This window comes from Pantoea sp. SGAir0215, from assembly GCF_043543215.1.
Map to the genome: position 1 here is coordinate 2,428,985 of NZ_CP028031.1, position 23,713 is coordinate 2,452,697.

18 protein-coding genes are annotated in these 23,713 nt (G+C 58.1%); 16 read left to right on the plus strand and 2 right to left on the minus strand.

The features are described 5' to 3' along the window. Positions 1 to 19 precede the first annotated feature (19 nt). From C1N64_RS11415 to cobA, 8 genes are all read left to right on the plus strand, one after another. Positions 20 to 217 carry a hypothetical protein gene (locus tag C1N64_RS11415; protein ID WP_155489648.1) on the plus strand — a complete coding sequence of 66 codons (198 nt, stop codon included), beginning with the start codon at positions 20 to 22 and terminating at the stop codon, positions 215 to 217. 633 nt (positions 218 to 850) lie between these two features. Then, positions 851 to 2,074, plus strand: coding sequence for a nitrate- and nitrite sensing domain-containing protein (locus C1N64_RS11420; RefSeq protein WP_375123974.1), 1,224 nt, complete (start codon positions 851 to 853; stop codon positions 2,072 to 2,074). A 260-nt stretch (positions 2,075 to 2,334) separates the two neighbouring features. After that, positions 2,335 to 3,597 carry a CmpA/NrtA family ABC transporter substrate-binding protein gene (locus tag C1N64_RS11425; protein WP_375123975.1) on the plus strand — a complete coding sequence of 421 codons (1,263 nt, stop codon included), beginning with the start codon at positions 2,335 to 2,337 and terminating at the stop codon, positions 3,595 to 3,597. After that, positions 3,597 to 4,469 carry a nitrate ABC transporter permease gene (gene ntrB / locus C1N64_RS11430; RefSeq protein ID WP_006118920.1) on the plus strand — a complete coding sequence of 291 codons (873 nt, stop codon included), beginning with the start codon at positions 3,597 to 3,599 and terminating at the stop codon, positions 4,467 to 4,469. The genes C1N64_RS11425 and ntrB overlap by 1 nt, the downstream gene beginning before the upstream one ends. A 10-nt stretch (positions 4,470 to 4,479) precedes the next feature. Beyond that, positions 4,480 to 5,268: an ABC transporter ATP-binding protein gene (locus C1N64_RS11435; protein WP_375092608.1), complete on the plus strand. Its 789-nt coding sequence runs from the start codon at positions 4,480 to 4,482 to the stop codon at positions 5,266 to 5,268. A gap of 10 nt (positions 5,269 to 5,278) precedes the next feature. Next, positions 5,279 to 9,352, plus strand: a complete 4,074-nt coding sequence (gene nirB / locus C1N64_RS11440; protein ID WP_394514816.1) for a nitrite reductase large subunit NirB — start codon at positions 5,279 to 5,281, stop codon at positions 9,350 to 9,352. Continuing rightward, positions 9,349 to 11,970 (plus strand): nitrate reductase, encoded by a 2,622-nt coding sequence (locus C1N64_RS11445; protein WP_375123977.1) that lies wholly within the window; start codon positions 9,349 to 9,351, stop codon positions 11,968 to 11,970. Before nirB ends, C1N64_RS11445 begins: the two co-directional genes overlap by 4 nt. Then, a complete protein-coding gene (gene cobA, locus C1N64_RS11450; protein ID WP_282498713.1) occupies positions 11,967 to 12,797 on the plus strand; it encodes a uroporphyrinogen-III C-methyltransferase in 831 nt (276 codons plus the stop codon). Before C1N64_RS11445 ends, cobA begins: the two co-directional genes overlap by 4 nt. A 34-nt stretch (positions 12,798 to 12,831) precedes the next feature. On the opposite strand, the gene C1N64_RS11455 is transcribed toward cobA, so the two are convergent. Next, positions 12,832 to 13,644: a DeoR/GlpR family DNA-binding transcription regulator gene (locus C1N64_RS11455; RefSeq protein WP_033741089.1), complete on the minus strand. Its 813-nt coding sequence runs from the start codon at positions 13,642 to 13,644 to the stop codon at positions 12,832 to 12,834. Between the two features lie 343 nt (positions 13,645 to 13,987). On the opposite strand from C1N64_RS11455, the gene C1N64_RS11460 reads away from it, so the two are divergent. From C1N64_RS11460 to C1N64_RS11495, 8 genes are all read left to right on the plus strand, one after another. Continuing rightward, positions 13,988 to 14,785, plus strand: coding sequence for a GolD/DthD family dehydrogenase (locus C1N64_RS11460; protein ID WP_367143101.1), 798 nt, complete (start codon positions 13,988 to 13,990; stop codon positions 14,783 to 14,785). Between the two features lie 55 nt (positions 14,786 to 14,840). Continuing rightward, the gene (locus tag C1N64_RS11465; protein ID WP_033741095.1) at positions 14,841 to 15,776 is read left to right on the plus strand and encodes a D-ribose ABC transporter substrate-binding protein; all 936 of its coding nucleotides are present in this window, start codon (positions 14,841 to 14,843) and stop codon (positions 15,774 to 15,776) included. Between the two features lie 44 nt (positions 15,777 to 15,820). Next, entirely contained in the window at positions 15,821 to 16,432 is a 612-nt protein-coding gene (locus C1N64_RS11470; protein ID WP_110267593.1) for a DUF2291 family protein, read from the plus strand. 10 nt (positions 16,433 to 16,442) lie between these two features. After that, complete coding sequence (locus tag C1N64_RS11475; RefSeq protein WP_162285620.1) at positions 16,443 to 17,969, plus strand: sugar ABC transporter ATP-binding protein; 1,527 nt, start codon at positions 16,443 to 16,445, stop codon at positions 17,967 to 17,969. Between the two features lie 16 nt (positions 17,970 to 17,985). Continuing rightward, positions 17,986 to 19,053, plus strand: coding sequence for an ABC transporter permease (locus tag C1N64_RS11480; protein WP_394514817.1), 1,068 nt, complete (start codon positions 17,986 to 17,988; stop codon positions 19,051 to 19,053). Positions 19,054 to 19,065: 12 nt separating this feature from the next. Beyond that, positions 19,066 to 19,860 (plus strand): glucose 1-dehydrogenase, encoded by a 795-nt coding sequence (locus C1N64_RS11485; RefSeq protein ID WP_033741098.1) that lies wholly within the window; start codon positions 19,066 to 19,068, stop codon positions 19,858 to 19,860. Positions 19,861 to 20,024: 164 nt separating this feature from the next. Next, positions 20,025 to 21,497, plus strand: coding sequence for a YchO/YchP family invasin (locus C1N64_RS11490; protein WP_133745311.1), 1,473 nt, complete (start codon positions 20,025 to 20,027; stop codon positions 21,495 to 21,497). A gap of 96 nt (positions 21,498 to 21,593) precedes the next feature. Beyond that, positions 21,594 to 22,499 carry a bestrophin family protein gene (locus C1N64_RS11495; protein ID WP_394514818.1) on the plus strand — a complete coding sequence of 302 codons (906 nt, stop codon included), beginning with the start codon at positions 21,594 to 21,596 and terminating at the stop codon, positions 22,497 to 22,499. Positions 22,500 to 22,567: 68 nt separating this feature from the next. Here the strand turns inward: C1N64_RS11495 and C1N64_RS11500 are convergent, their stop codons facing one another. Beyond that, positions 22,568 to 23,659: a porin gene (locus C1N64_RS11500; protein ID WP_033741100.1), complete on the minus strand. Its 1,092-nt coding sequence runs from the start codon at positions 23,657 to 23,659 to the stop codon at positions 22,568 to 22,570. Positions 23,660 to 23,713 lie beyond the last annotated feature (54 nt).

The following is a 23,713-nucleotide window of genomic DNA, read 5'->3' on the forward strand; positions in this document are numbered from 1 at the left end:
CCGTCGTGACAGGACCGCAGTGTCTGCTGTCGCCACCCACGTCAACGCACAGGGGTTAAGTTATCTGGCCATGCAAATGCGTGCTGCCTCGCGTGTCACCGTCAGGACGATGGTTCACACCGGTGGTCAGCTCAACCTCGCCGGGAGCCTGCCCGCGGACATCACCGCAATGGCATATCCGTATCGGCAACGTCAGGGTGGACCGGGGCTGTGTTGAGCCTTTGCCCGCGCGGCCTGACTCAGGCAAGGGCGGTGGGCATGTCCCGAACAGGGCGCGCGCGTTCCACTGCACGTCACCGGCGAATCGGCATTGACCGAGGAGGGGGCGTTTTGCTGCCGGACAAAAAATGTGCAGCTAACGGGCAAAACGCTAAATGATTTTTCACCCTTTTCCTCACGTCAGTGTCTCTGCCTGCACGATGTTTATCACACGTATCGCGCCTCCTCATCGGGAGGCGCACAGCCGGGCAGGTGATCTGTTCAGAGACAAGGCCGCTCATGGTCACTCTTTACAGCGCTCAGTCTACCTAAGACTTTTGAGAATTCAAACCATTGCACCCAATGATATAGCATGGTAATGGCCGTTTAGCCCGTTCCTTGTGCAGGGGCTTCAGGGATGGCGCCTCCGGGGCAGTATCGGGCGCATTACTCGCGACATTTCGCCTCAAAAAAGCGGGTGATCCGATCCCTGCCACGGCCCGGCGGCCTGGGTAAAAGAATAAGCCGCGTTAACCACTTTACACCGCAGTGAGAAACGGAAAGGGCGGAACGTGCGGCACAAGCCGTCAGGCTAAGAAAAGACGGCACGGCTTTTGCTTGACTCCTTTTTTGTACGAAAAGGGGGTGAGCAATGGATGACGCACTGAGCTGGGTGCAGGCCTCACGGCAAAGCGATATTGCCAGCCTGCAACGCCTTCGCCAGACCGGTAAACTCATTACCACCGTCAGCGAACTGGTGCATCAGCTTCAGCGTGAGCGGGGGGCGAGCACTCTGTGGATTTGTTCTGAAGGCCGGCTTTACGGTGAGCAGCGGCTCGCCAGTGAGCAGGATGTGGCGCGCTGCCAACGGGATTTTTGCCAGGCCTTACCCAAAGCCGAAGCCCAGCCGGGATACAGCCGGTTCTGTAACCTGATCGCCGCCGCGCTGCAGGCCCTGGCCGGGTTACCGGCGTTGCGCCAGCAGATTACGCAACAACAGATTGCGCACGCGCAGGCCGTTGCGGCATTCAACACAATTATCCGTAGCTTACTGAACCTGGTCTTTGAAGCCGCCGACACCGCCAGCCATCCTGACATTACCCGCGCGCTCATTGCGCTGTTCAGCTTTATGCAGGGCAAAGAGCTGGCGGGACAGGAACGCGCTCTGGGAGCGGCCGGCTTTGCCGCCGGCCAGTTCAGCGCAGAGCAGCGCAGCGCCATGGTGGCCTTAATTGAAGCACAGGAGCAAAGTTTTTCGACGTTCCAGCAGTTTGCCGATGAGGCGGTTTTGCATCACTGGCAGCCGCTGGCGCAGGCCAGTCGCGAGATTGAACGACTGCGGCGCATTGCCTGTACCGACGGGCGGCGGGATGACAGCGGCGCACCGCACTGGTTTTCACTGCTGTCACAGCGTATCGATCAAATGAAACTGCTGGAGGATCAGCTGTCAGCCAAGCTGATGTCGCGCTGCCGCGAGGCGATCGCACTGGCACAGCATCAGGCCGCTGAACCCCTGCATGTGGCACAGTCGGGCTGCAATTTTACGTTATATGTCTCCGGGGCGGACTGGCTGGCTGCCGAGTCCGGTGCGCTGAACAGCGACGGGCTGGCGCCCCAGCTCGGTCGCTCGCTGCTGTCGTTGATCGCGGAGCAGTCCCAGCGTTTGCAGCATCAGGCCAATGAGCTGGCCACTCTGCGCGCCACGCTGGAAGAGCGCAAACTGCTCGACCAGGCTAAAAACTGGCTGATGCAGCAGCATGGGTTGAGTGAAGAGCACGCCTGGCAACGGCTGCGTAAAAGCGCGATGGATCAGAACAAACGGCTGCCGGAAATCGCTCAGGCGATCGTCACGGTGGCCGCCACGATGAAGAGGTAACTCGAAAGCGTTAGCTGCACAATGCTTGTGCGTGATCTGCGTCACCAATGTGCAAAATCGGTTAAAAACTCGCCAGAGGAAACCCTGAAGCGCCACGCGCAGGACCGTTTCAAAGCTGGCACGCGGTTTGCTTTACCTTACTGAGTGTGTGCATTTGCTTTGCCAACGGCGGTAAAGCGAGTGCTTTGGATAAAGGCGTCCATCTCCCTGTGAAAGCAGTGGAGAGGACGCCTTTTTTTATTTCCTGAGGGTGGCAAAAAATGAGCAAATCGCCAGTTTCACTGTCTCGTCGTCAACTGCTGTTATCCAGCGCCGCCGTTGGCGGGCTGTGGCTGTTGCCGGGATTGCGCAACGCCGTATGGGCGGCGGGTTCCGATGCGCCAGAAAAAGCCACCGTGCGGGTGGGATTTATTCCGCTGACCGACTGTGCGCCGGTCGTCATGGCGTCGGTGAAAGGCTTTGACAAAAAATATGGTCTGACGCTACAGCCCAGTAAAGAAGCCAGTTGGGCAGCCGTCCGCGACAAGCTGATCTCCGGTGAGCTTGATGCGGCACACGTTTTGTACAGCCTGATCTATGGCCTGCAACTGGGCGTTGCCGGCCCGCAGCATGCGATGGCGAACCTGATGACGCTCAATAACAATGGCCAGGCGATCTCCCTGTCGAACCAGCTGAAAGCGCAGAAGGTTACCGATGCCGCCAGCCTGAAAAAGACCATCGACAGCCAGGCCAAAGGCAGTCTCACCTTTGCCCATACCTTTCCGACCAGCACCCACGCGATGTGGCTGTACTACTGGCTGGCGAATGCCGGTATCAATCCGTTTGATGACGTGCGCACCGTCGTCGTGCCGCCGCCGCAGATGGTGATGAATATGAAGATTGGCAATATGAGCGGCTTCTGTGTGGGCGAGCCGTGGAACCAGCGCGCCATCAGCGACGATATTGGTTTTACCGTCGTCACCAGTCAGCAGATTTGGCCCGATCATCCCGAAAAAATTCTCGGCACCCGCGCCGCGTGGGTGAAAGAGAACCCCAATACGGCGCGCGCGCTGACGGCGGCTGTCCTTGAGACGGCACGCTGGATCGATGCCTCCGATGATAACCGCCGCGAAACGGCGCAGGTGCTGGCCGGGCGCGCCTGGATCAACACCAAACCTGAGATTCTGCAAGGCCGCATGCTCGGCCAGTACGAAAACGGGCTGGGACAGAAATGGCAGGATCCGCATGCGATGCGCTTCTTCCATGACGGCAGCGTCAGTTTCCCGTATCTGTCCGATGGTATGTGGTTCCTTACCCAGCTTAAGCGCTGGGGAATGCTGACCCAGGATCCGGACTACCTGGCTGTCGCAAAGCAGATCAACCAGATCGATATCTACAAACAGGCTGCCAGCGCTGTCGGCAACGTCACGTTGCCCGGCAATGAGATGCGCAGCAGCACCCTGATGGACGGCAAGGTATGGGATGGCACGAATCCTGCCGCTTACGCCGCCAGCTTTGCCATTAACCATAAAGAGAGGTCGTGATGAAAACCCAGACTCGCTCGCTGGCGCAGCCTGAGACGCTGCCCACCCACGCCACCGTGGTGCCTCTTCAGGTGACGCCGAAAAAGATGCGTTCACCTGCGCGCCTGCGTCCGTTTTTGCAGCGTGCCATTCCCGCGCTGTGCGGTGTGCTGCTTCTGCTCCTGATCTGGCAGATCGCGGCGCTTTCCAGCAAAGGCTTTCCCGGCCCGTACGCCACCTGGGAGGCGGCGAAAGTCCTGTTCGCCGATCCGTTCTATAACAACGGTCCTAACGATCAGGGCATCGGCTGGAATGTGCTGGCCTCGCTGCAGCGCGTGGCTGTCGGCTTTGGTCTGGCCGCGCTGGTGGGGATTCCCGCAGGCTTTCTGCTGGGGCGTTTTACCTTTGTAGCACGCATGTTCAATCCGGTTATCGCGCTACTGCGCCCGGTCAGCCCGCTGGCCTGGCTGCCTATCGGCCTGCTGCTGTTTCAGCGGGCCGAACCGGCCTCCAGCTGGACCATTTTTATCTGTTCCATCTGGCCGATGATTATCAATACCGCAGAAGGCGTACAGCGCATTCCCCAGGATTACCTCAACGTGGCGCGCGTGCTGCAACTGTCGGAATGGACCATCCTGCGCCGCATCCTGTTTCCCGCCGTTCTGCCAGCGGTGCTGACCGGGGTCCGCCTGTCGATTGGCATCGCCTGGCTGGTGATCGTGGCCGCCGAAATGCTGACAGGCGGCCTGGGGATCGGCTTCTGGATCTGGAACGAGTGGAACAACCTCAATGTTGAAAACATCCTGATTGCCATTTTGCTGATTGGCGTCGTTGGCCTGCTACTGGAGCAGGGACTGATGCTGCTGGCGCGTCGTTTTAGCTGGGATAAATAAGGGGAACACTATGCAACCTATCATTCGTGTACAGCAGGTCAGCCAGCGTTTTACCACCTCCGGCGGCGATTTTCTGGCGCTCGATAATGTCAGCTTTGATCTTCATCAGGGGGAAACGCTGAGCCTGATCGGTCACTCTGGCTGTGGCAAATCCACGCTGCTCAACCTGATCGCCGGTTTAACCCGGCCTACCAGCGGCGTCCTGTTATGCGATAACCGCGAAGTCACCGGCCCCGGCCCTGAGCGCGCCGTTGTGTTTCAAAACCACTCTCTGTTGCCCTGGCTGACGGCGTATCAAAACGTTGAGCTGGCGGTCGAGCAGGTGTTCAAAAGCAAGATGAACAAAGCCGAAAGACGTGACTGGATCGAGCACAACCTCAACCAGGTGCAAATGAGTCATGCCATGCATAAGCGCCCCGGCGAGATCTCCGGCGGCATGAAGCAGCGCGTCGGCATCGCCCGCGCGCTGGCAATGAAACCTCGCGTGCTGCTGCTGGACGAACCCTTCGGTGCGCTGGATGCCTTAACGCGCGCGCATCTGCAGGACAGCGTCATGCGCATCCAGCAGGCGCTGAACACCACCATCGTCCTGATTACCCATGATGTGGATGAAGCCGTGTTGCTGTCCGATCGGGTGCTGATGATGACCAATGGCCCGGCGGCGCAGGTGGGCGACATCCTGACGATTGACCTGGCCCGGCCGCGTTCACGCGTGGCGCTGGCGGATGACGTGCGTTATCACCAGCTGCGTCAGAAAGTGCTGCATTTTCTCTACGAAAAACAGACCTCGGCGGCATAAGGACGACACCATGAGACAACGGTTGCTGGTTGTGGGTAACGGGATGGCGGGTATGCACATGGTGGAAACCCTGTTGCAGCTGGCGCCGACGCGTTACGACATCACCGTGATTGGCCGTGAGCCGCACGGCAACTATAACCGTGTGCTGTTGTCGCCACTGCTGGCCGGGGAAACCACCGTTGCGCAAACGCTGATCCACGATCGTGACTGGTATCACCGTCACGGCGTGACCTTGCTGGCGGGAGAGACGGTGGAACAGGTGAATGTCGCTGAGCGGACCTTACGCACCGACCAGCGCCTGCTGCACTGGGACCGCCTGGTACTGGCGACCGGATCGCAGCCCTGCCGGCCGTCTGTCCCAGGCAGCGACCTGCCGCATGTCAGCACCTTTCGCACGCTGCAGGATGTAGACACTTTGCTGGCGGGGCAGGGTCCGGTCGTGGTGGTCGGCGGCGGCTTTCTGGGTATTGAAGCGGCCGCCGGCCTTCAGGCACAGGGGCGTCAGGTTACGCTGCTTCATCGTCAGTCGTGTTTGCTGGACAAACAACTGGACGCCAGGGCAGGGGAATTACTGCTGGCTCAGCTCCGTGCGCGCGGCATTCGCTGTGAACTGAATACCAGCCTTGCGGCGATCCGGACGGATAGCGTGATCCTCCACGATGGCCGGGTGCTGGCGGCGCGGCAGGTGGTGATGGCCATTGGTGTCCAGCCGGCAATCGCCCTGGCGCAGGCCGCCGGGATTCCCTGCCAGCGCGGCATTCTGGTAGATCGCCAGTTGCGCAGTGCGCACGCGGGAATTTATGCCGTAGGCGAATGTTGTGAAATCAGCGGCGAGACCTTCGGTCTGGTCGAGCCCTGTCTGGCCCAGGCGAAGATTCTGGCGGCGCAACTGGCCGATCGGCCTCAGGCGGATTTCTACAGCGCGGCCACGTGCACCCGTCTCAAAGTCAGCGGCATTTCCCTGTTTAGCGCCGGTGACGTTCGCGAAGCACCGTCTGTCACTAGTTTTGACCCGATCGCCGGGCACTATCGCCGCCTGTTCCTCAAAGACGGCCGGCTGAACGGCGTGCTGCTGTATGGCGACTGCCAGCAAAGTGGTGCGCTGCTGAACCAACTCCATAATGCCGGACCGGTTTCTGTGAATACGCTGTTCGGCCTTGATGAACCTGAAACGCAGCCGCTGGCTGCAGGAAACCCTGTGATGAGCCAAACGAAACCTGTATTAGCCGTGGTGGGTCACGGCATGGTCAGCCACCATTTTCTGGAGCAACTGGTCGATCGTAACCTGCATCAACATTATCACGTGGTGGTTTACGGCGAAGAACGCTATCAGGCTTACGACCGGGTTCACCTTTCCGAGTATTTCACCGGTAAAACGGCCACGCAGTTGTCGCTGGTAAGCGAGGAATTTTTTGCCCAAAACGCGATTGAACTGCGTAGCGGTTGCCGGGTAGAGGCGATCGATCGCCAGCAGCGCAGCCTGCGCGACAGCACGGGCCGTGAGCTGGCCTGGGATAAGCTGGTGCTGGCCACCGGCTCGCGCGCCTTTGTCCCCCCGGTCCCCGGCCATGACGGCGAGCGCTGCTTTGTCTACCGCACGCTGGACGATCTGGATGCCATCGCAGCCTGTGCCCGCCAGAGTCAGCGCGGCGTGGTGATCGGCGGCGGGCTGCTGGGCCTGGAGGCCGCCAACGCGCTGAAGCAGCTTGGGCTGGAGACCCACGTGGTTGAGTTTGCGCCGCGCCTGATGGCTGTGCAACTGGACGAAGGTGGGGCGCTGATGCTGCGGCAAAAAATCGACGCGCTGGGCGTGACGGTACATACCGCGAAGCAGACCGAACAAATTGCCAGCCAGCCTGACGGCAGTCTGGTGCTGCACTTTGCCGATGGCGGCGAGCTGGCCACCGATCTGGTGCTGTTCTCTGCCGGTATCCGTCCGCGTGATGAGCTGGCCCGCAGTGCCGACATCAGCGTGGGGCCGCGCGGCGGCATTACCATCAATGACCATTGCCAGACCAGTGACAGCGACATTTATGCCATCGGCGAATGCGCGCTGTGGAACGGGCAGATTTTTGGCCTGGTAGCGCCGGGCTACCAGATGGCGCGAGTGCTGGCCGGGCATCTGGCGGCCGAACCCGCGCAGTTCACTGGTGCCGACATGAGCACCAAACTGAAGCTGCTGGGCGTAGAAGTCGCCTCCTTTGGCGATGCGCACGGCAAAACGCCGGGCAGCCTGAGCTACCACTGGGCCAATGGACCAAAAGGCATTTACAAGAAGATCGTCGTGAGCGCCGACAATACACGACTGCTGGGCGGCGTGCTGGTGGGAGACAGCAGCGACTATGCCACCCTCCTGCAAACGATGTTAAATGACATGCCGCTGCCGGCAGCACCGGAAGCGCTGATTTTGCCTGTATTAAATGGCGCGCCGGCCAAAGGGTTGGGCGTCGCTGCGCTGCCGGACAGCGCCCAGGTGTGCTCCTGTCATAACGTCAGTAAAGGCGATATCTGCCAGGCGGTGCAGAGCGGCTGTGGCGAGATGGCCAGTATTAAAAGCTGCACCAAAGCGGCAACCGGCTGTGGCGGCTGCGCTGCGCTGGTAAAACAGGTAATGGAGTTTCAGCTGGAAAACCAGGGCGTCGCCGTTAAAAAAGACATCTGTGAGCACTTCGCCTATTCCCGCCAGGCGCTGTATGACCTGATCCGTATCAATGGCATCAAAACCTTTGACGAGCTGCTGGCCAGCCACGGACGGGGCTGTGGTTGCGAGGTATGTAAACCGCTGGTGGGTTCGCTGCTGGCCTCGTGCTGGAACGATTACCTGCTGAAACCGGCCCATTTACCCTTACAGGACACGAACGACCGTTACTTTGCCAATATCCAGAAAGATGGCACCTATTCGGTAGTGCCGCGCGTGCCAGGGGGCGAGATCACGCCACAGGGCCTGATCGCCATCGGCGAAGTGGCCGCGCGTTACGATCTCTATACCAAAATCACCGGCGGCCAGCGTATCGATCTGTTTGGTGCGCGACTGGACCAGTTGCCTGCTATCTGGGAAACCCTGCTGGAAGCCGGCTTTGAAACCGGTCATGCCTACGGAAAATCCCTGCGTACAGTGAAATCCTGCGTTGGCTCGACCTGGTGTCGTTATGGCGTGCAGGATTCTACCGCCTTCGCCATCGCGCTGGAGAACCGGTATAAGGGCCTGCGCGCACCACATAAGATCAAGATGGCCGTGTCCGGCTGTACCCGCGAATGTGCGGAAGCGCAAAGTAAAGATATCGGGGTCATCGCCACGGAAAACGGCTGGAACCTGTATGTCTGCGGCAATGGCGGCATGAAGCCACGCCATGCGGAACTGTTTGCCAGCGATCTGGACGATGACACGTTGATCCGGTACGTCGACCGGATTCTGATGTTCTACGTGCGCACGGCGGATCGCCTGCAGCGTACCAGCGTCTGGATGGATAACATGGAGGGCGGGCTGGACTACCTGCGTGAGGTGGTGATTCATGACAGCCTGGGGATCGCCGCCACGCTGGAACAGGACATGCAACAGGTGGTAGACACCTGGCAGTGCGAATGGCAGACCACGCTGGCCGATCCTTCGCGACGTGCGCTGTTTACCGCCACAGTGAACAGCGATCACCCGGATGAAACGCTGCACTATGCGCGCGTGCGCGGACAACGCCAGCCCCACAAGGCCAGCGGTATTCCCCTGATGCATCTGCCCGCCGAACCCTGGAGCGAAATCTGTCCACTGGAGGCCATCCCGCCAGAGGCCGGCATTGGGGCCCGTCTTGGCAGCGTCCGTATTGCTTTATTCCGTCTGGGTGATGACTGTTATGCGCTGGAGGATCGTGAGCCAGGCAGCGAAGCCAGCGTGCTGTCACGCGGCATCCTTGGCGATGTTGCCGGGGAGCCGGTGGTGATCTCTCCGCTTTACAAACAGCGGGTGCGCCTGCGGGACGGACAGAGCCTGGATAACCCTCAGCATCAACTGCGCTGCTGGCCGGTCAAACTGGAGGACGGCCAGGTGTGGGTCGCCAACCGTCCGCTTAACCTGATGGCGCAGGCATCATGAAAACCACCTGCGCTTATTGCGGTGTGGGCTGCGGCGTCGAGGTCACGCAGTCGCAGAGCGCGTCGGCTCAGGTCCGGGGCGATGCCAGTCATCCGGCGAATGCCGGGCGGCTGTGCGTGAAGGGCGCGGCGCTGGGCGAAACCCTGACACAGGCCGGACGGTTGCTGCATCCTCAGCTTCATCACCAGCGCGTCAGCATGGAGGCGGCGCTGGATGCCGCGGCTGACGGACTGCGCAGGATTATCGATACGTACGGCCCGGAGGCGGTGGCTTTTTACGGTTCCGGCCAGTTGCTGACCGAGGATTACTATGTGGCGAACAAGCTGATGAAAGGTTTTCTCGGCGTCGCCAATATCGATACCAATTCACGCCTGTGCATGGCCTCAGCGGTGACGGGCTATAAACGGGCGTTCGGCGCGGATGCCGTGCCGTGCTGTTACGAGGATCTGGATCAGGCCGAGGTGGTTATCCTGGTCGGCTCGAACGCCGCCTGGGCTCATCCGGTGCTGTTTCAGCGCCTGAAGCAGGCAAAAACGCAGCGCCCTGAGATGCAGGTTGTGGTGATCGATCCGCGCCGCACGGCCAGTTGTGAATTCGCCGATCTGCATTTACCGCTCCGGCCGGGCAGCGATCCGGCCCTGTTTTCGGGCCTGTTGCACTGGCTGGAACAGCATGGCGGCATTGACGCCACGATGCTGCCGCATCTGGACGGTGTAGACACAACCATACAGGCCGCGCGGCAGTGGGATTGTGCGACGGTGGCAGCCCATTGTGATATCAGCCACGACATGATCGCCGCGTTCTACCGGTTGTTTACCCGGCATGAGCGCGTACTGACCTTATGGTGTATGGGCATCAACCAGTCACAAAGCGGCAGTGACAACAACAATGCCATTCTCAATGCGCATCTGCTCAGCGGCAAGATAGGCCGACCCGGCTGCGGCCCGTTTTCGCTGACCGGACAGCCGAATGCGATGGGCGGGCGGGAGGTTGGCGGACTGGCCAACCAACTGGCGGCTCATATGAGTTTCACTGCGGAAGACTGCGACCGTTTACAGCGTTTCTGGCGCAGTCCGCGTATGGCGCGTCAGCCCGGCCTGACGGCGGTCGATCTGTTCGACGCCATTGATCGCGGGGCGATCAAAGCCGTATGGATTATGGGCACCAATCCGGCGGTTTCGATGCCAGAAGGCAATCGCATTGCCCGGGCGCTGGCTGCCTGTCCGCTGGTGATAGTGTCAGACGTACTGGCGCAAACGGATACCACCGCCTTTGCGCATATTTTGCTACCCGCGCAGGGCTGGGGGGAAAAGAACGGCACCGTGACCAATTCTGAACGTCGGATTTCCCGCCAGCGCGCGTTTATGCCCCCGGCCGGAGAAGCGAAACCGGACTGGTGGTTACTCGCCCAGGTCGCCCAGCGTCTGGGCTTTCATGAAGGCTTTGCCTGGACGCACCCGGCAGCCATCTTCCGCGAACACGCGGCGTTGTCGGGGTTTGAGAACAACGGCCAGCGCGCGTTTGATATCAGCGGTCTGGCCGGGATGAGCGACGCACAGTGGGATGCACTGACGCCCGTGCAGTGGCCGGTCAACGCCCGCTATCCCCAGGGTTGCGCGCGGCTGTTTAGCGACCGGCACTTTTACCATCCTGATGGTAAAGCCCGCCTGTTGCCACCGGCCACGCCGCAGCCCTTCGCGTGCAGGGCGGCGTATCCGTTATTGATGAACAGCGGACGGATCCGCGATCAGTGGCACACCATGACACGCACCGGTCTGGTTCCCCGGCTCATGCAGCATTGTGATGAGCCGTTTGCAGCACTGCATCCGCAGGACGCACAACGCTATGGCCTGTGCGCGGGGGCACTGGCACGGGTGCAGTCCGACGCGGGCTGGATGACGGTGCGCGTGACGCTGGACAGCGGTCTGCGACGCGGTGAGATCTTTGTCCCTATGCACTGGAACCGACAGTTCAGTCTGCAGGGCACGGTCGGCGGGCTGGTGGCCTCAACCCGCTGTCCGGCCTCGGCACAGCCTGCCTTTAAACAAACCGCCGTGCGTATCCAGCCGCTCCACACCCGCTGGCAGGGCTGGCTCTGGCAGCGCGACGTAAGCCCGCCTGACGGACTGCGCTACTGGGCGCGTACACCCTATGAGGGCGCGCAACGTTTTAGCCTGGCCGGAGACGGTTCCCCAGAACAGTGGCTCACGGCAACGATCCCGCTGGACGGGCTGCAACGGCAAACCGCCCACGCGGCGGAACCGCATTACCGCCTGCTGGCCTGGCGCAACGGTGAGCTGCAGCTGGCCTTTTATACCGGCGCGTCGTTACCCGCGATCGATCATGACTGGGTTGCGCAGGCTTTTCGCCAGGCGCCGGCGAATGCGGCGGAACGGCATGCTCTGCTGGCGGGACAATCGGCACAACGTGCCGTGGCTGGCCGGACGATCTGTAGCTGCTTTGGCGTCGGAGAAAACACGATCTTACAGGCGATTAAACAGGGCTGTCACAGCACCCAGGCACTGGGTAACGCACTCAACTGTGGTACTAACTGCGGCTCCTGTCTGCCGGAGCTAAAACACCTTTTGCTTTCCGTTGCTGTACCGGAGGAAGAATGACGATCGCGATCAACGCTTTAGATAAACTGCTGGCGCCGGAAAACGCGTCCAGCCCGGGCAAGGTCTGGCTGGTCGGGGCCGGGCCGGGGGATGTGGAGCTACTGACAGTCAAGGCGCTGCGTCTGCTGCAATGCGCGGACGTCGTGGTTTATGATCGCCTGGTCAGCGAAGCGGTGATGGCGGAAGTCGCCAGCAGCGCGCTCTGTATCGACGTTGGTAAACAGCCGGGTCATCACGGCCTGAAGCAGGCACAGATCAATCAACTGCTGGTGGATCTGGCCGCCAGCGGGCGCAATGTCGTGCGGTTAAAAGGCGGCGATCCCTTTATCTTTGGCCGTGGCGGCGAAGAGATGGTCAGCCTGCAGCAGGCGAATATTGTCTGCGAGGTGGTACCCGGCATTACCGCCGCCGTGGGCTGTGCGGCTGCCAGCGGCATTCCGCTGACGCACCGTGACTGCGCCCAGTCATTGCGCTTTATCACCGGGCACGGGCGCAGCGGCGAACCGCAGCTGGATGCGGCGGCGCTGACCGCCACCAATCAGACGCTGGTGTTTTACATGGGGTTAAGCTGGAGCAGCGTGATTAGCGCCCGGTTACGGGAATATGGCCGCAGTGAGGCGACGCCGGTGGCAATCATTGAAAACGGTACGCGCCGAGACCAGCGGGTGCTGATCACCACGCTGGCCGGGTTGCCTGATACGGTCGAACAGCAAAAACCGGTGTCGCCGTCGTTACTGATTGTAGGCGACGTGGTGCGCTATTACCGTGCCGATCTTATGGCTGCCCAACCGCGCGGGGCGGCGATGAGCGTGACGGCATCGCACTGACGATGACGGCGTCGGGGGAAAAATCAGGGACAGACTATCCTGACCGGCGGGTCGGAGTAGGCGCAACCAGCACCCTGACGCCCAGCGCTTCAAAGGCCGCAATATGCGACGGGCTGATCCCACTGTCGGTGATCAGATAGTGGATGTGGCTCCAGTCGCAGGGCAGGGCAAACATCGAGACCTTGTCGATTTTGCTGGAGTCCGCCACGACATAAACGGTACTGGCGGAGTTAATCATCGCCATTTTCACTTTAATATCGGTTTCACTGGGAAAGCTCAGGCCCAGCCGCGGCGAAATACAGGCGGTGGCGAGAAACAGCTTTTCCGCCAGCACATTTTCAAAAAAGCTGGCCGCTTTCTCGCCCGACGTTGACAGCGTCGGAAACTTAAAGGTGCCGCCTGTCAGCAACACATTAATGCCGGGCTCACCGCCCAGTTTCAGGGCGATGTTGACGGCGGTGGTGACCACAGACAGACGGCGAATGTGGCTGATGGCATCGGCAATTGCCGTCGTTGTCGTACCGGAATCGAAAATCACCGTATCGCCATTTTCGATGTGCTGTGCGGCCAGACGACCAATGGCGTCTTTCTCTTCCAGATGCGTCTGACGTTCAAGCTGCAACAGGCCGGTGTTCTGCTTGCCTGTCATCAGCGTTGCGCCACCATGATAGCGTTGTACAAATCCCTGTTTTTGCAGCATGCGCAGGTCGGTCCGCAGCGTGGCCTCGGTAAGCCCAAAGGTTTGGGTTAACGCTTTAACCGTTACCGTGCCGTCTTCCCGAATCATCTCTAAAATCTTTTCACGCCGCTGCTGCATTTCAGCTAACTGCTCAGTTTTGCTTTTCAATCGAAATGCTCCCTCTTTTACTTGCATCGGGCTTCGTGCATTCACGCGCTGTGAAAGAGTTTACCTTGCCGGTTTCGCGTTGGCGAGTGAGCGCCGGTTCTCTGTTTGTTTTCGAACGAAAATGAATGTGACTTATTGTCGCCTCCTGTCTCTCACCCTGTCACCGTTTGCACCGCCTGTTTCACGGGATCTGTAATCTGGATCACGGCATTTTAACGGGCCGTAGCTGCCTGAAGGGCATTTTCGCGAAATTTGATCTTAACCACATTAACCATCAATTCGATAGCATATATTTTTGTTCGAAAATGATTGTGGGGAATTAAAAACCTGAGAGGACAGTCGGATGAGCAGTGAATATGACGTTAACCTGCGTTATGGCGTAGACAACAACATGGATCTCAGCGGCAAAGTAGCCGTGGTGACGGGCGGCCTGGGCGGCATTGCCATGGCTAGTAACGAGATGTTGTTGAAGAAAGGGGCTCGCCTGGCGCTGCTTTATCCGCCTTTTGAAGCCGAAAAAGCGGAACACCTGCGTGAGACGTTCGCGGGTCAGCCGGTGCAGCTGGTGTGCTGTGATGTGACGGAACCTGGCGACGTTGAACGGGCGTTCGGGGCGGTGGAAAACCACTACGGACATATCGACATTCTGGTGAACTGCGCGGGCTATGTGATGCTCCAGCCGGTGCTGGACACCGAATTTGCGGAATGGCAAAAGCAGATCGCCGTCAATCTGACCGGGCCTTTTCTGTGCTCGCAGGCAGTGGCGAAACGCATGGTCCGGGCTGGCAACGGCGGCAAGATTATTAATATCGCCTCTCAGGCGGCGTCCATCGCTATCGACAACCATGTGGCCTATACCTCGGCGAAAGCTGGCCTGCTGGGTATGACAAAGGTGATGGCGAAAGAGTTCGCCCCGCACCGCATTAACGTCAATACCTTATCACCGACGGTGGTACTGACGCCCATGGGCGAAAAAGCCTGGCGCGGTGAGAAGGGCACAGAAATGAAAAAACTCATCCCCTTGGGCCGCTTTGCCTATACCGACGAAATTGCCGCCGCCGTCCTGTTCTTTGCCAGCAATGGCAGCGACATGATCACCGGTGCTGACCTGATGATCGACGGTGGATTCACCATCTGGTAAGGCGACCAGCCCCGTCATCTTTTCCCTGCCACAACGATAATAGCGAGACATTACCATGAAAAAAACGACGTTGCTCTGTACTTCGATTGCCGCCTGCCTGTTTTCCCACGCGGCGCTTGCCGTGGAAAAGGGCACCATCATGATTTTGGTTAACTCCCTGGATAATCCCTATTACGCCTCAGAAGCGAAGGGGGCCAATCTGAAAGCGCAGGAACTGGGCTACAAAACCTCGGTGCTGTCTCATGGTGAGGATGTCAAAAAACAAAATGAGCTGATCGATGCGGCCATCGGCAAAAAAGTGCAGGGCATCATTCTGGATAACGCGGACTCGACAGCCAGCGTCGCGGCCATTAAGAAAGCGAAAGACGCCGGGATACCGGTGGTGTTAATCAATCGCGAAATCCCGGTAGACGATGTGGCGCTGGAACAAATCACCCATAACAATTTTCAGGCCGGTTCGGATGTGGCCAACGTGTTTGTCGAGAAAATGGGTGAGAAAGGCAAGTATGCCGAGCTGACCTGTAATCTCGCAGACAACAACTGCGTCACCCGTTCAAAATCCTTCCACCAGGTACTGGAACAGTATCCCGATATGCAAAGCATCGCCCGTCAGGATGCCAAAGGCACGCTTATCGACGGCAAACGCATCATGGACAGCATTTTACAGGCCCACCCGGACGTAAAAGGGGTGATTTGCGGTAATGGTCCGGTTGCGCTGGGCGCGATTGCCGCACTGAAAGCGGCAGGCCGCAACGATGTGGTCGTGGTCGGGATTGACGGCAGCAATGACGAGCGTGATGCGGTGAAAGCCGGGACCTTAAAAGCCACCGTCATGCTGCAGGCCCAGGCGATTGCCGCGCAGGGCATGACTGACCTGGATAACTACATCCAGAAGGGCGTCAAGCCGGAGAAACAACGTGTGATGTTCCGCGGCATTCTGATCACGCCAGACAATGCCAAAAACGTACAAGATTTTAACTACAAGTCGTAATTCACGCGTATTGCGCCCGTCTTTACGGGCGCCAGGGAGAATGTATGTACAACCGACTCTGTCTGATACTGGTGGTTGCCGCGCTGAGTGGCTGCCGTATTGTCTCGCAGCAGGAACTGGCCGATCTCAAGAATCCCCCCAATCCGCACATGGCCAACATCCACGCCCTCTGGCAGCAGAAGCTGGTTCCGCAGATCGTCGCTCAGGCCAGACCGCTGGGCGAGTTGATGCAGCGGCTGCAGGCAGAGAAGGATCTGGACAGCGCCTGTAAGGCGCTCGGCTATCGCTCACAAAGCGAAAACCCCTGTGTCTTTAGCGTCAGTGTCAGCGGCGATGTCACGGCGCTGGAGACCACCTCGCGCAACGGCAAAATGAAAGTCAAAGATGCATCAGGTGACACTGTCACTATTCAGACGGGCCCGATCATTCGTGGTACGGCGCTGCGGGATGCGTATAAAGGCACCAGCTATCAGGACTTCAACAATCAGGATCTGTTCAGTGATTTTGGCAAAGCCATTAATCAGCAGGCCGTCAACATGATGAAGGACAGCCATATCAAAACCGGTGATCACGTCCAGGTGGTAGGTGTGTTCAGTAGCTGGGATATTCCGCGCGCCCTTCCTGCTATCACGCCAGCCCAGATTACGCGTCAGTGAGGAGGTGATCATGCCTGAAGCGCAACCGCAAGACGACGTCATTATTGAAACGCGTGGCCTGTCACGGGTGTATCCCGGTGTGACCGCGCTGGATCAGGTCAATTATCGGGTCTATCGCAACAAAGTAAATGTGCTGATCGGGGAGAACGGCGCAGGCAAATCCACCATGATGAAGATGCTGGCGGGGGTTGAAACGCCCTCATCAGGTGAAATCTGGCTGGATGGCAAGCCGGTTGCGCTCAGTTCCACTCATCAGGCTGAGAAGTTGGGCATCAGCATTATTTTTCAGGAACTGAACCTGTTCCCCAATATGAACGTGATGGACAACATCTTTATCGCCAACGAATTCTTTCAGCGCGGCGTCATCAATGAAAAGTACCAGTATCAGCTGGCCCAGGCGCTGCTGGAGCGGCTGGAGCTGGACGTCGATCCCTGTGCGCCGCTGGATGAGTTGGGCATTGGTCATCAACAACTGGTAGAGATCGCCCGGGCGCTGTCAAAGGACACGCGCGTGCTGATCATGGACGAACCCACCAGCGCCCTGAGTCAGTCGGAAGTCAAAGTGCTGTTCAACGTGATTGAGCAACTCAAGCGACGTGGCGTCACCATCATTTATATCTCCCATCGGCTGGAAGAACTGATGGAAATTGGCGACCACATCACCATTTTCCGGGACGGGCGCTTTATTGCGGAACGGGAGGTGCGCGAGGCCAGCGTGCCCTGGATCATTGCGCAAATGGTGGGCGACAAGACAAAACATTTCGACTATCAGCCTGCCGTACAGGGCGAAACGGTACTGAAAGTCGACGGGCTGACGGCGCTGCATCAGAACGGCGGTTACCGCCTGAATGCAGTCAGTTTTAGCCTGCGCAAAGGCGAGGTGATTGGGATTTATGGTCTGCTGGGTGCCGGGCGAACGGAGCTGTTTAAAGGTCTGATCGGGCTACAGCCCTGTCAGGACGGGCATATCTGTCTGGGTGAGCAGCGACTGGATACCTGCAATTTTCAGCAGCGGCTCAGGCGTGGGATTGCGCTGGTGCCGGAGGATCGCAAGGGCGAAGGCATCGTGGGATTGATGTCGATCACCGCCAACATGACGTTGTCCGATCTCAGCCTGCGCGGGTTTCGACGCGCGCTGGGCCTCGTAAACCCTGAACGGGAGCAGCAGCGGGTGAATGAGATGATTCGGCAGCTGGCCATTAAAGTCAGCGACAGCGAACTGCCCATCACCTCGCTGAGCGGTGGCAACCAACAGAAAGTGGTGCTGGGCAAAGCGCTGATGACCGGTCCTCAGGTCGTTCTGCTTGATGAACCCACGCGCGGCATTGATGTGGGCGCCAAAACCGATGTGTACCACCTGATTGGTCAGCTGGCGCAACAGGGGCTGGCGGTCATGTTTTCGTCGTCTGAACTGGATGAGGTCATGGCGCTGGCCGATCGCATCCTGGTGATGGCCGACGGCCGTATTACTGCCGATCTTCCCCGCGCGGATGCCACGCGCGAAAAACTGATTAGCGCGTCAACCCCGCAAGCCTGAGGTGCCGGAGAACTCCATGAACCAAAAATATCTGCTTTATATGTATATGCTCAAGGCGCGTACCTTTATTGCCTTACTGATCGTCGTCGGTTTCTTTAGCGTCATGGTACCGAATTTTCTGACGCCCTCTAACGTACTGATCATGACGCAGCATGTGGCGATTACCGGCCTGCTGGCGATTGGCATGACGCTGGTGATCCTGACCGGCGGCATTGATCTCTCGGTGGGCGCGGTTGCCGGTATCTGCGGTATGGTCGCGGGGGCGTTGCTGACCGCAGGCATCCCGTTATGGGACGGGAACCGGCTCTTCCTGAACGTGCCGGAGGTGATGCTGGTGGTAGCGCTGTTTGGTGTGCTGGTGGGCATGCTTAACGGGATGATAATTACCCGGTTGGGCGTCGCCCCCTTCATCTGTACCCTGGGCGTGATGTATGTCGCCCGCGGCGCGGCGCTGCTGTTTAACGATGGCGCGACCTATGCCAACCTGGTGGGCCTGCCTGCGTTAGGCAACACCGGCTTCGCGTGGTTAGGATCGGGCACCTTCCTGGGCGTGTACATTCCGATCTGGCTGATGATCGGCTTCCTGCTGCTTGGCCTTTATCTCACCCGTAAAACGCCGCTTGGTCGCTACATCTATGCGACGGGCGGCAATGAACCGGCCGCAAGGCTGGCCGGTGTGCCGATTATCAAAGTGAAAGTATTCGTCTATGCCTTTTCGGGCCTGTGTGCCGCACTGGTCGGCCTGATCGTTGCCTCCCAGTTACAGACTGCGCATCCGATGACCGGCAATATGTTTGAAATGGATGCTATCGGTGCCACGGTGCTGGGCGGTACCGCGCTGGCGGGGGGGCGCGGTCGTCTCTCCGGCTCAATCATCGGGGCCTTTGTTATCGTCTTTCTGGCTGACGGCATGGTCATGATGGGCGTCAGTGATTTCTGGCAAATGGTGATCAAGGGCGTGGTGATAGTGACCGCCGTGGTGATTGACCAGTTCCAGCAGCGCCTGCAGAGCAAAGTGATACTGCTGCGTCGTCATGAAAAAAAGCAGCCGGTCACGCCACGGGCTGATATCAGTCATGGATAACAGGGGAGCAGCATGAACCGCAATTTTAGTGGAAAAACCGTGGTGATCACCGGCGCCTGCCGCGGGATTGGTGCCGGCATCGCCGCCCGCTTTGCCCAGGACGGCGCAAACCTTGTGATGGTCTCCAATGCTGATCGGGTATTTGCCACGGCCGACAGTCTTCGCGCCACCGGGGCCGCTATCCTGGCCCTGCAGGCGGATGTCACGGATGAAGCGCAGGTACAACGCCTGTATCGGCAGGCCGCAGAACGTTTTGGCGGCATTGACGTGTCGATTCAAAACGCAGGGATTATCACCATTGATGCGTTTGATGCGCTGCCGAAAAGCGATTTCGAGCGCGTGCTCGCCGTCAATACCACCGGTGTCTGGCTGTGCTGTCGTGAGGCGGCCAAATACATGGTGCAGCAAAACGGCGGCAGCCTGATCAATACGTCCTCCGGCCAGGGACGCAAAGGCTTTATCTACACGCCGCATTACGCCGCCAGTAAAATGGGGGTAATCGGTATTACACAAAGTCTGGCACTGGAACTGGCGCGCTGGAACATTACCGTGAATGCGTTTTGCCCGGGCATTATTGAAAGTGAAATGTGGGATTACAACGATCGGGCCTGGGGGGCCATTCTCAGCAGCGATAAGAAAACCTATGGCAAAGGCGAACTGATGGCGGAGTGGGTCGACACAATTCCGTTGAAGCGCGCCGGACAGCCGCAGGATGTGGCCGGGCTGGTGGCGTTTTTGGCCTCGGATGATGCGCGCTATATTACCGGGCAAACGATCAATGTGGACGGCGGATTGATTTTCTCCTGATCTTTTCCCCGGCGCGTTACGTCGGTGAAGGGTTATCTTAACCCCGTTTCATGCGGGGTTTGCCGCTTCGCTGAGCACAAATATCGCTTCAAATCATTAATCTGTGTCACATTATGCTAAAATAGTCTGCGCTGGTTTTGTCATTCTCGTTGAGAAACCACCTGATAATGTTTATGCCCGGACCTGATGATGTGATTTACAGACCTGTTCTCCTCGCGTTGACTGTCATGACGGCCATCGCCGCCGCCCCTGTTCGTGCGCTGCAAGCCGACAGTCAGATTCCTGCTACCCCGTTTGGCGATCCCGCTCGTTTCCGGCAGTCGCTTGACGATCTTCCGTCGCTGGGGCATGTCGAAGAGGATCATCAGTGGAGTGAAAAACTGGCGAAGGCGGCGAAAAGCATTGCAGAAGCCAGTGAAAGCAGCAGCGATGTGACCTTTGGTCAGCAGGCCGGGCAGTGGGCGTTTAATCATCTGCGTGACGAAGTTGCGACGCGGGTGGAAACGGAAGGGCAGTCGCTGCTCTCTCCCTACGGCAATGCAGAATTCGACCTGAAAGTCGACATGGACGGCAATTTTGACGGGACCGGCGGTAATCTGTTTAGTCCGCTGGCCGATGAAAACCGCTATCTGACGTTTAGTCAGCTTGGTCTGCACGATACGGTGGAAGGGGTGGTCGGTAATGCGGGACTGGGCCAGCGCTGGGATCTGGGCAACTGGCTGTTAGGCTACAACAGTTTTATCGATCGCAGTTTTCGCAGCGGCCTCCAGCGCGCATCGGTGGGAACGGAAGCCTGGAGCAACAACCTGCGGCTCTCCGCTAATTACTATCATCCGCTTTCAGGATGGCGCAATCGTGACAGCAGCCAGCAATACCGCATGGCCGAAGGTTACGACATCACCACTCAAAGCTATCTGCCTTTTTACCGTCAACTGGGCGTGTCATTCAGTTATCAGCAGTATCTGGGTGAAAAGGTTGATCTGTTTAACAGCGGTAATCGCTACCACAATCCGGCGGCACTCTCGCTCGGGCTGTCTTACACGCCCGTGCCGCTGGTGACCTTCACGGCCAGCCACAAAACCAGCAGTGCCGGCGAGACCCAGGATCAGGTTGGGCTGAAACTGAATTATCGTTTTGGCGTGGCTTTAAGCCGCCAGCTGGATGCCAGTAACGTCGCCGAGATGCGTTCGTTGCGTGGCAGTCGCTACGATACCGTCACGCGCAGCCAAACGCCGGTAATGGCTTACCGGCAGCGCAAAACCCTCTCCGTGTTTCTGGCGACACCGCCATGGCAGCTTAATCCGGGCGAGAGCGTTCCACTTAAGCTGCAGGTACGCGCCAGTCATGCGATTAAGGGGCTGAGCTGGCAGGGCGACACGGCGGCGCTGAGTCTGACTGCTCCTCCGAACAACAGTGCAACGGACGGCTGGAGCGTGATTGTGCCGCCGTGGGACAGCACTCCGGGGGCCAGCAATACTTACCATCTGTCGGTTACGGTCGAAGACAGTAAACAACAGCGCGTCACGTCCAACTGGATCACCCTCAGGGTCCAGCCGCCGTTGTCGCTGGATGAGCCGCCCGCGGAACAGGCGGAGGCGCGCTCGCCGGTTACCGATCCGCTGAGCTTCAGCGACTAACGTCACAATAAAGTGTGATTTTTGTCACACTTTTTCACTGGTAAAAGCACACGCACACTCGCAGAATCGGCAAAAATATCCATTTATCTGCACACCATGATTCTTCGACCCCCCAACCATTGGTTTATCCGCCTGTTTGCCTGGCATGGCTCTGTTCTGCCCGATATCCTGTTCCGCCTGTTTCTTAACCTGTTAATGTCGCTGCTCGCCCTGGCGTTGCTGGACTGGTATGAAACCCTGGGCATTAAGCTCACGCTGGCGCCGTTCAGCCTGTTGGGCGTCTCCATCGCTATCTTTCTGGGTTTCCGTAACAGCGTTTGCTATGCGCGATTCAGCGAGGCCCGCCTGTTACTGGGGGCGTTGCTGATTGCCTGCCGTAATATTTTGCGTCAGGTTATTGCCTTCTGTCCGGCAGATACGGAGCGGGTGCAGGCCATGCTGCTGGCATTCTGTGCCAGTCTGAAACATCAACTCCGTCATACGGATGCACGTGACGACCTGACGCGCCTGCTGGGCAGCGAGGCCGAGGTGCTGCTGGGCCAGCACTCGGCGGCAAATATGCTGCATCTGCAATTGTCGCAGTGGCTGGCAAAGCAGCGACAAATAGGGGTAATCAGCGATATTGTCTGGAGCACGATTGACAACAACCTCAACCAGATTGCGGCAGTGCTGGGAGGATGTGAACGGCTGGCCAGCATGCCGGTGCCGTTTGCCTATGGCTTGCTGCTACGGCGTACCGTTTATCTGTTTTGTGCGTTGCTGCCGTTTGCGCTGGCGCCGGACCTGCATGCGATGACGCCGCTGGTGTCGATGTTTATTTCCTACACCTTTTTGTCACTCGATACGCTGGCGGAAGAGCTGGAAATGCCGTTTGGCTATAAGAATAACCATCTGCCGATGGATGCTATCTGCATCAACATAGAAATCAATTTGCGGGAAATGTCGGGAGAGAAGGATCTGCCCCAACCGATGCAGCCGGACTGTCACTATCGCCTGAGCTGAGAGGACGGGGTAAAGAGAAACGGCCCGTCAGACACAGGCCGGGCCGTTTAACAATGAGGGGGTAACGCTTAGAACTGGTAGACCAGACCTACCGCTGTAATGTCATCTGTTGCCAGACCCAGCGGATTATTTTTCTTCAGCAGGTTAATACGGTATTCGCCGTACACCGACATGTTTTTATTGAAGTAGTAAGTTGCACCCACAGAAGAGTATTTATACAGATCGGCATCACCGATACCTTCAATGTCTTTGCCTTTTGAGGTGACGTAGCTTAATGAAGGGCGTAAGCCATTCAGGAACTGGTATTGCGCAACAAATTCCATGTTCTGTGCTTTGTTAGCGAAACCGGTCGCACTGGAAGGCATCGGTGTGGCGTTAAGCGTTTCACCGTACATTGCTGCCAGGTAAATCTGGTTAGCATCATACTTAACAGATGTTGCCCATACCTGTCCTTTGTCACCGCGACCAAAAGTCGCTGCGTTTTGTGCCTGAGTACGTTGCAGGCTTGAGTAAGCGCCAGCAAAACTCAAACCAAAATCAAAGTCATATGAGGTAGATAAAGCAAAGCCATCGCCATTCGCACGGCTCACCTGCAGACCGGCATTGTTGGTCGAGGTACGATCGTTCTTACCTTCGTACTGTGCCGCAATGTTCCAGCCCTTCACCAGACCAAAGAAGTCTTTATTGCGCCAGGTCAGTACACCACCTGAGCGAGCAGTCAGGAAGGCGTCGTTATAGGCAGAGTCTCCACCCCATACCGGCAACATATCGGTGTAGCTTAATGCGTCATAAACCAGACCGTAGTTACGGCCGTAGTCCAGTGAACCCAGTTCGCCATATTTCAGCCCGGCATAACCCAGGCGGGTTTTGTTACCGGTGTTGGCATCTGCACCTTCAGAGTTTTTGACGCTGAACTGGTACTGCCAGAAACCATAGCCAGTGAGTTGATCGGTGATGGCGGTTTCGCCTTTAAAACCGATGCGGGCATAGGAAGTGAGATCGCCATTATTTGACGGATCATCTGAAAAATAATGCGAAACGTTAACCTTGCCTTGTAAATCCAGCTTATTTCCGTCTTTATTATAAATTTGTGCGGCCTGAGCAGTCGGCAGGCCGATCAGTAACGGCATTAATGCCGCCACTAAAGTGCGCTTCATCATTTATTATTTACCCTGTGGTTGTCTTATTATTTGCCCCTCTGGTGGGGTGAAAAG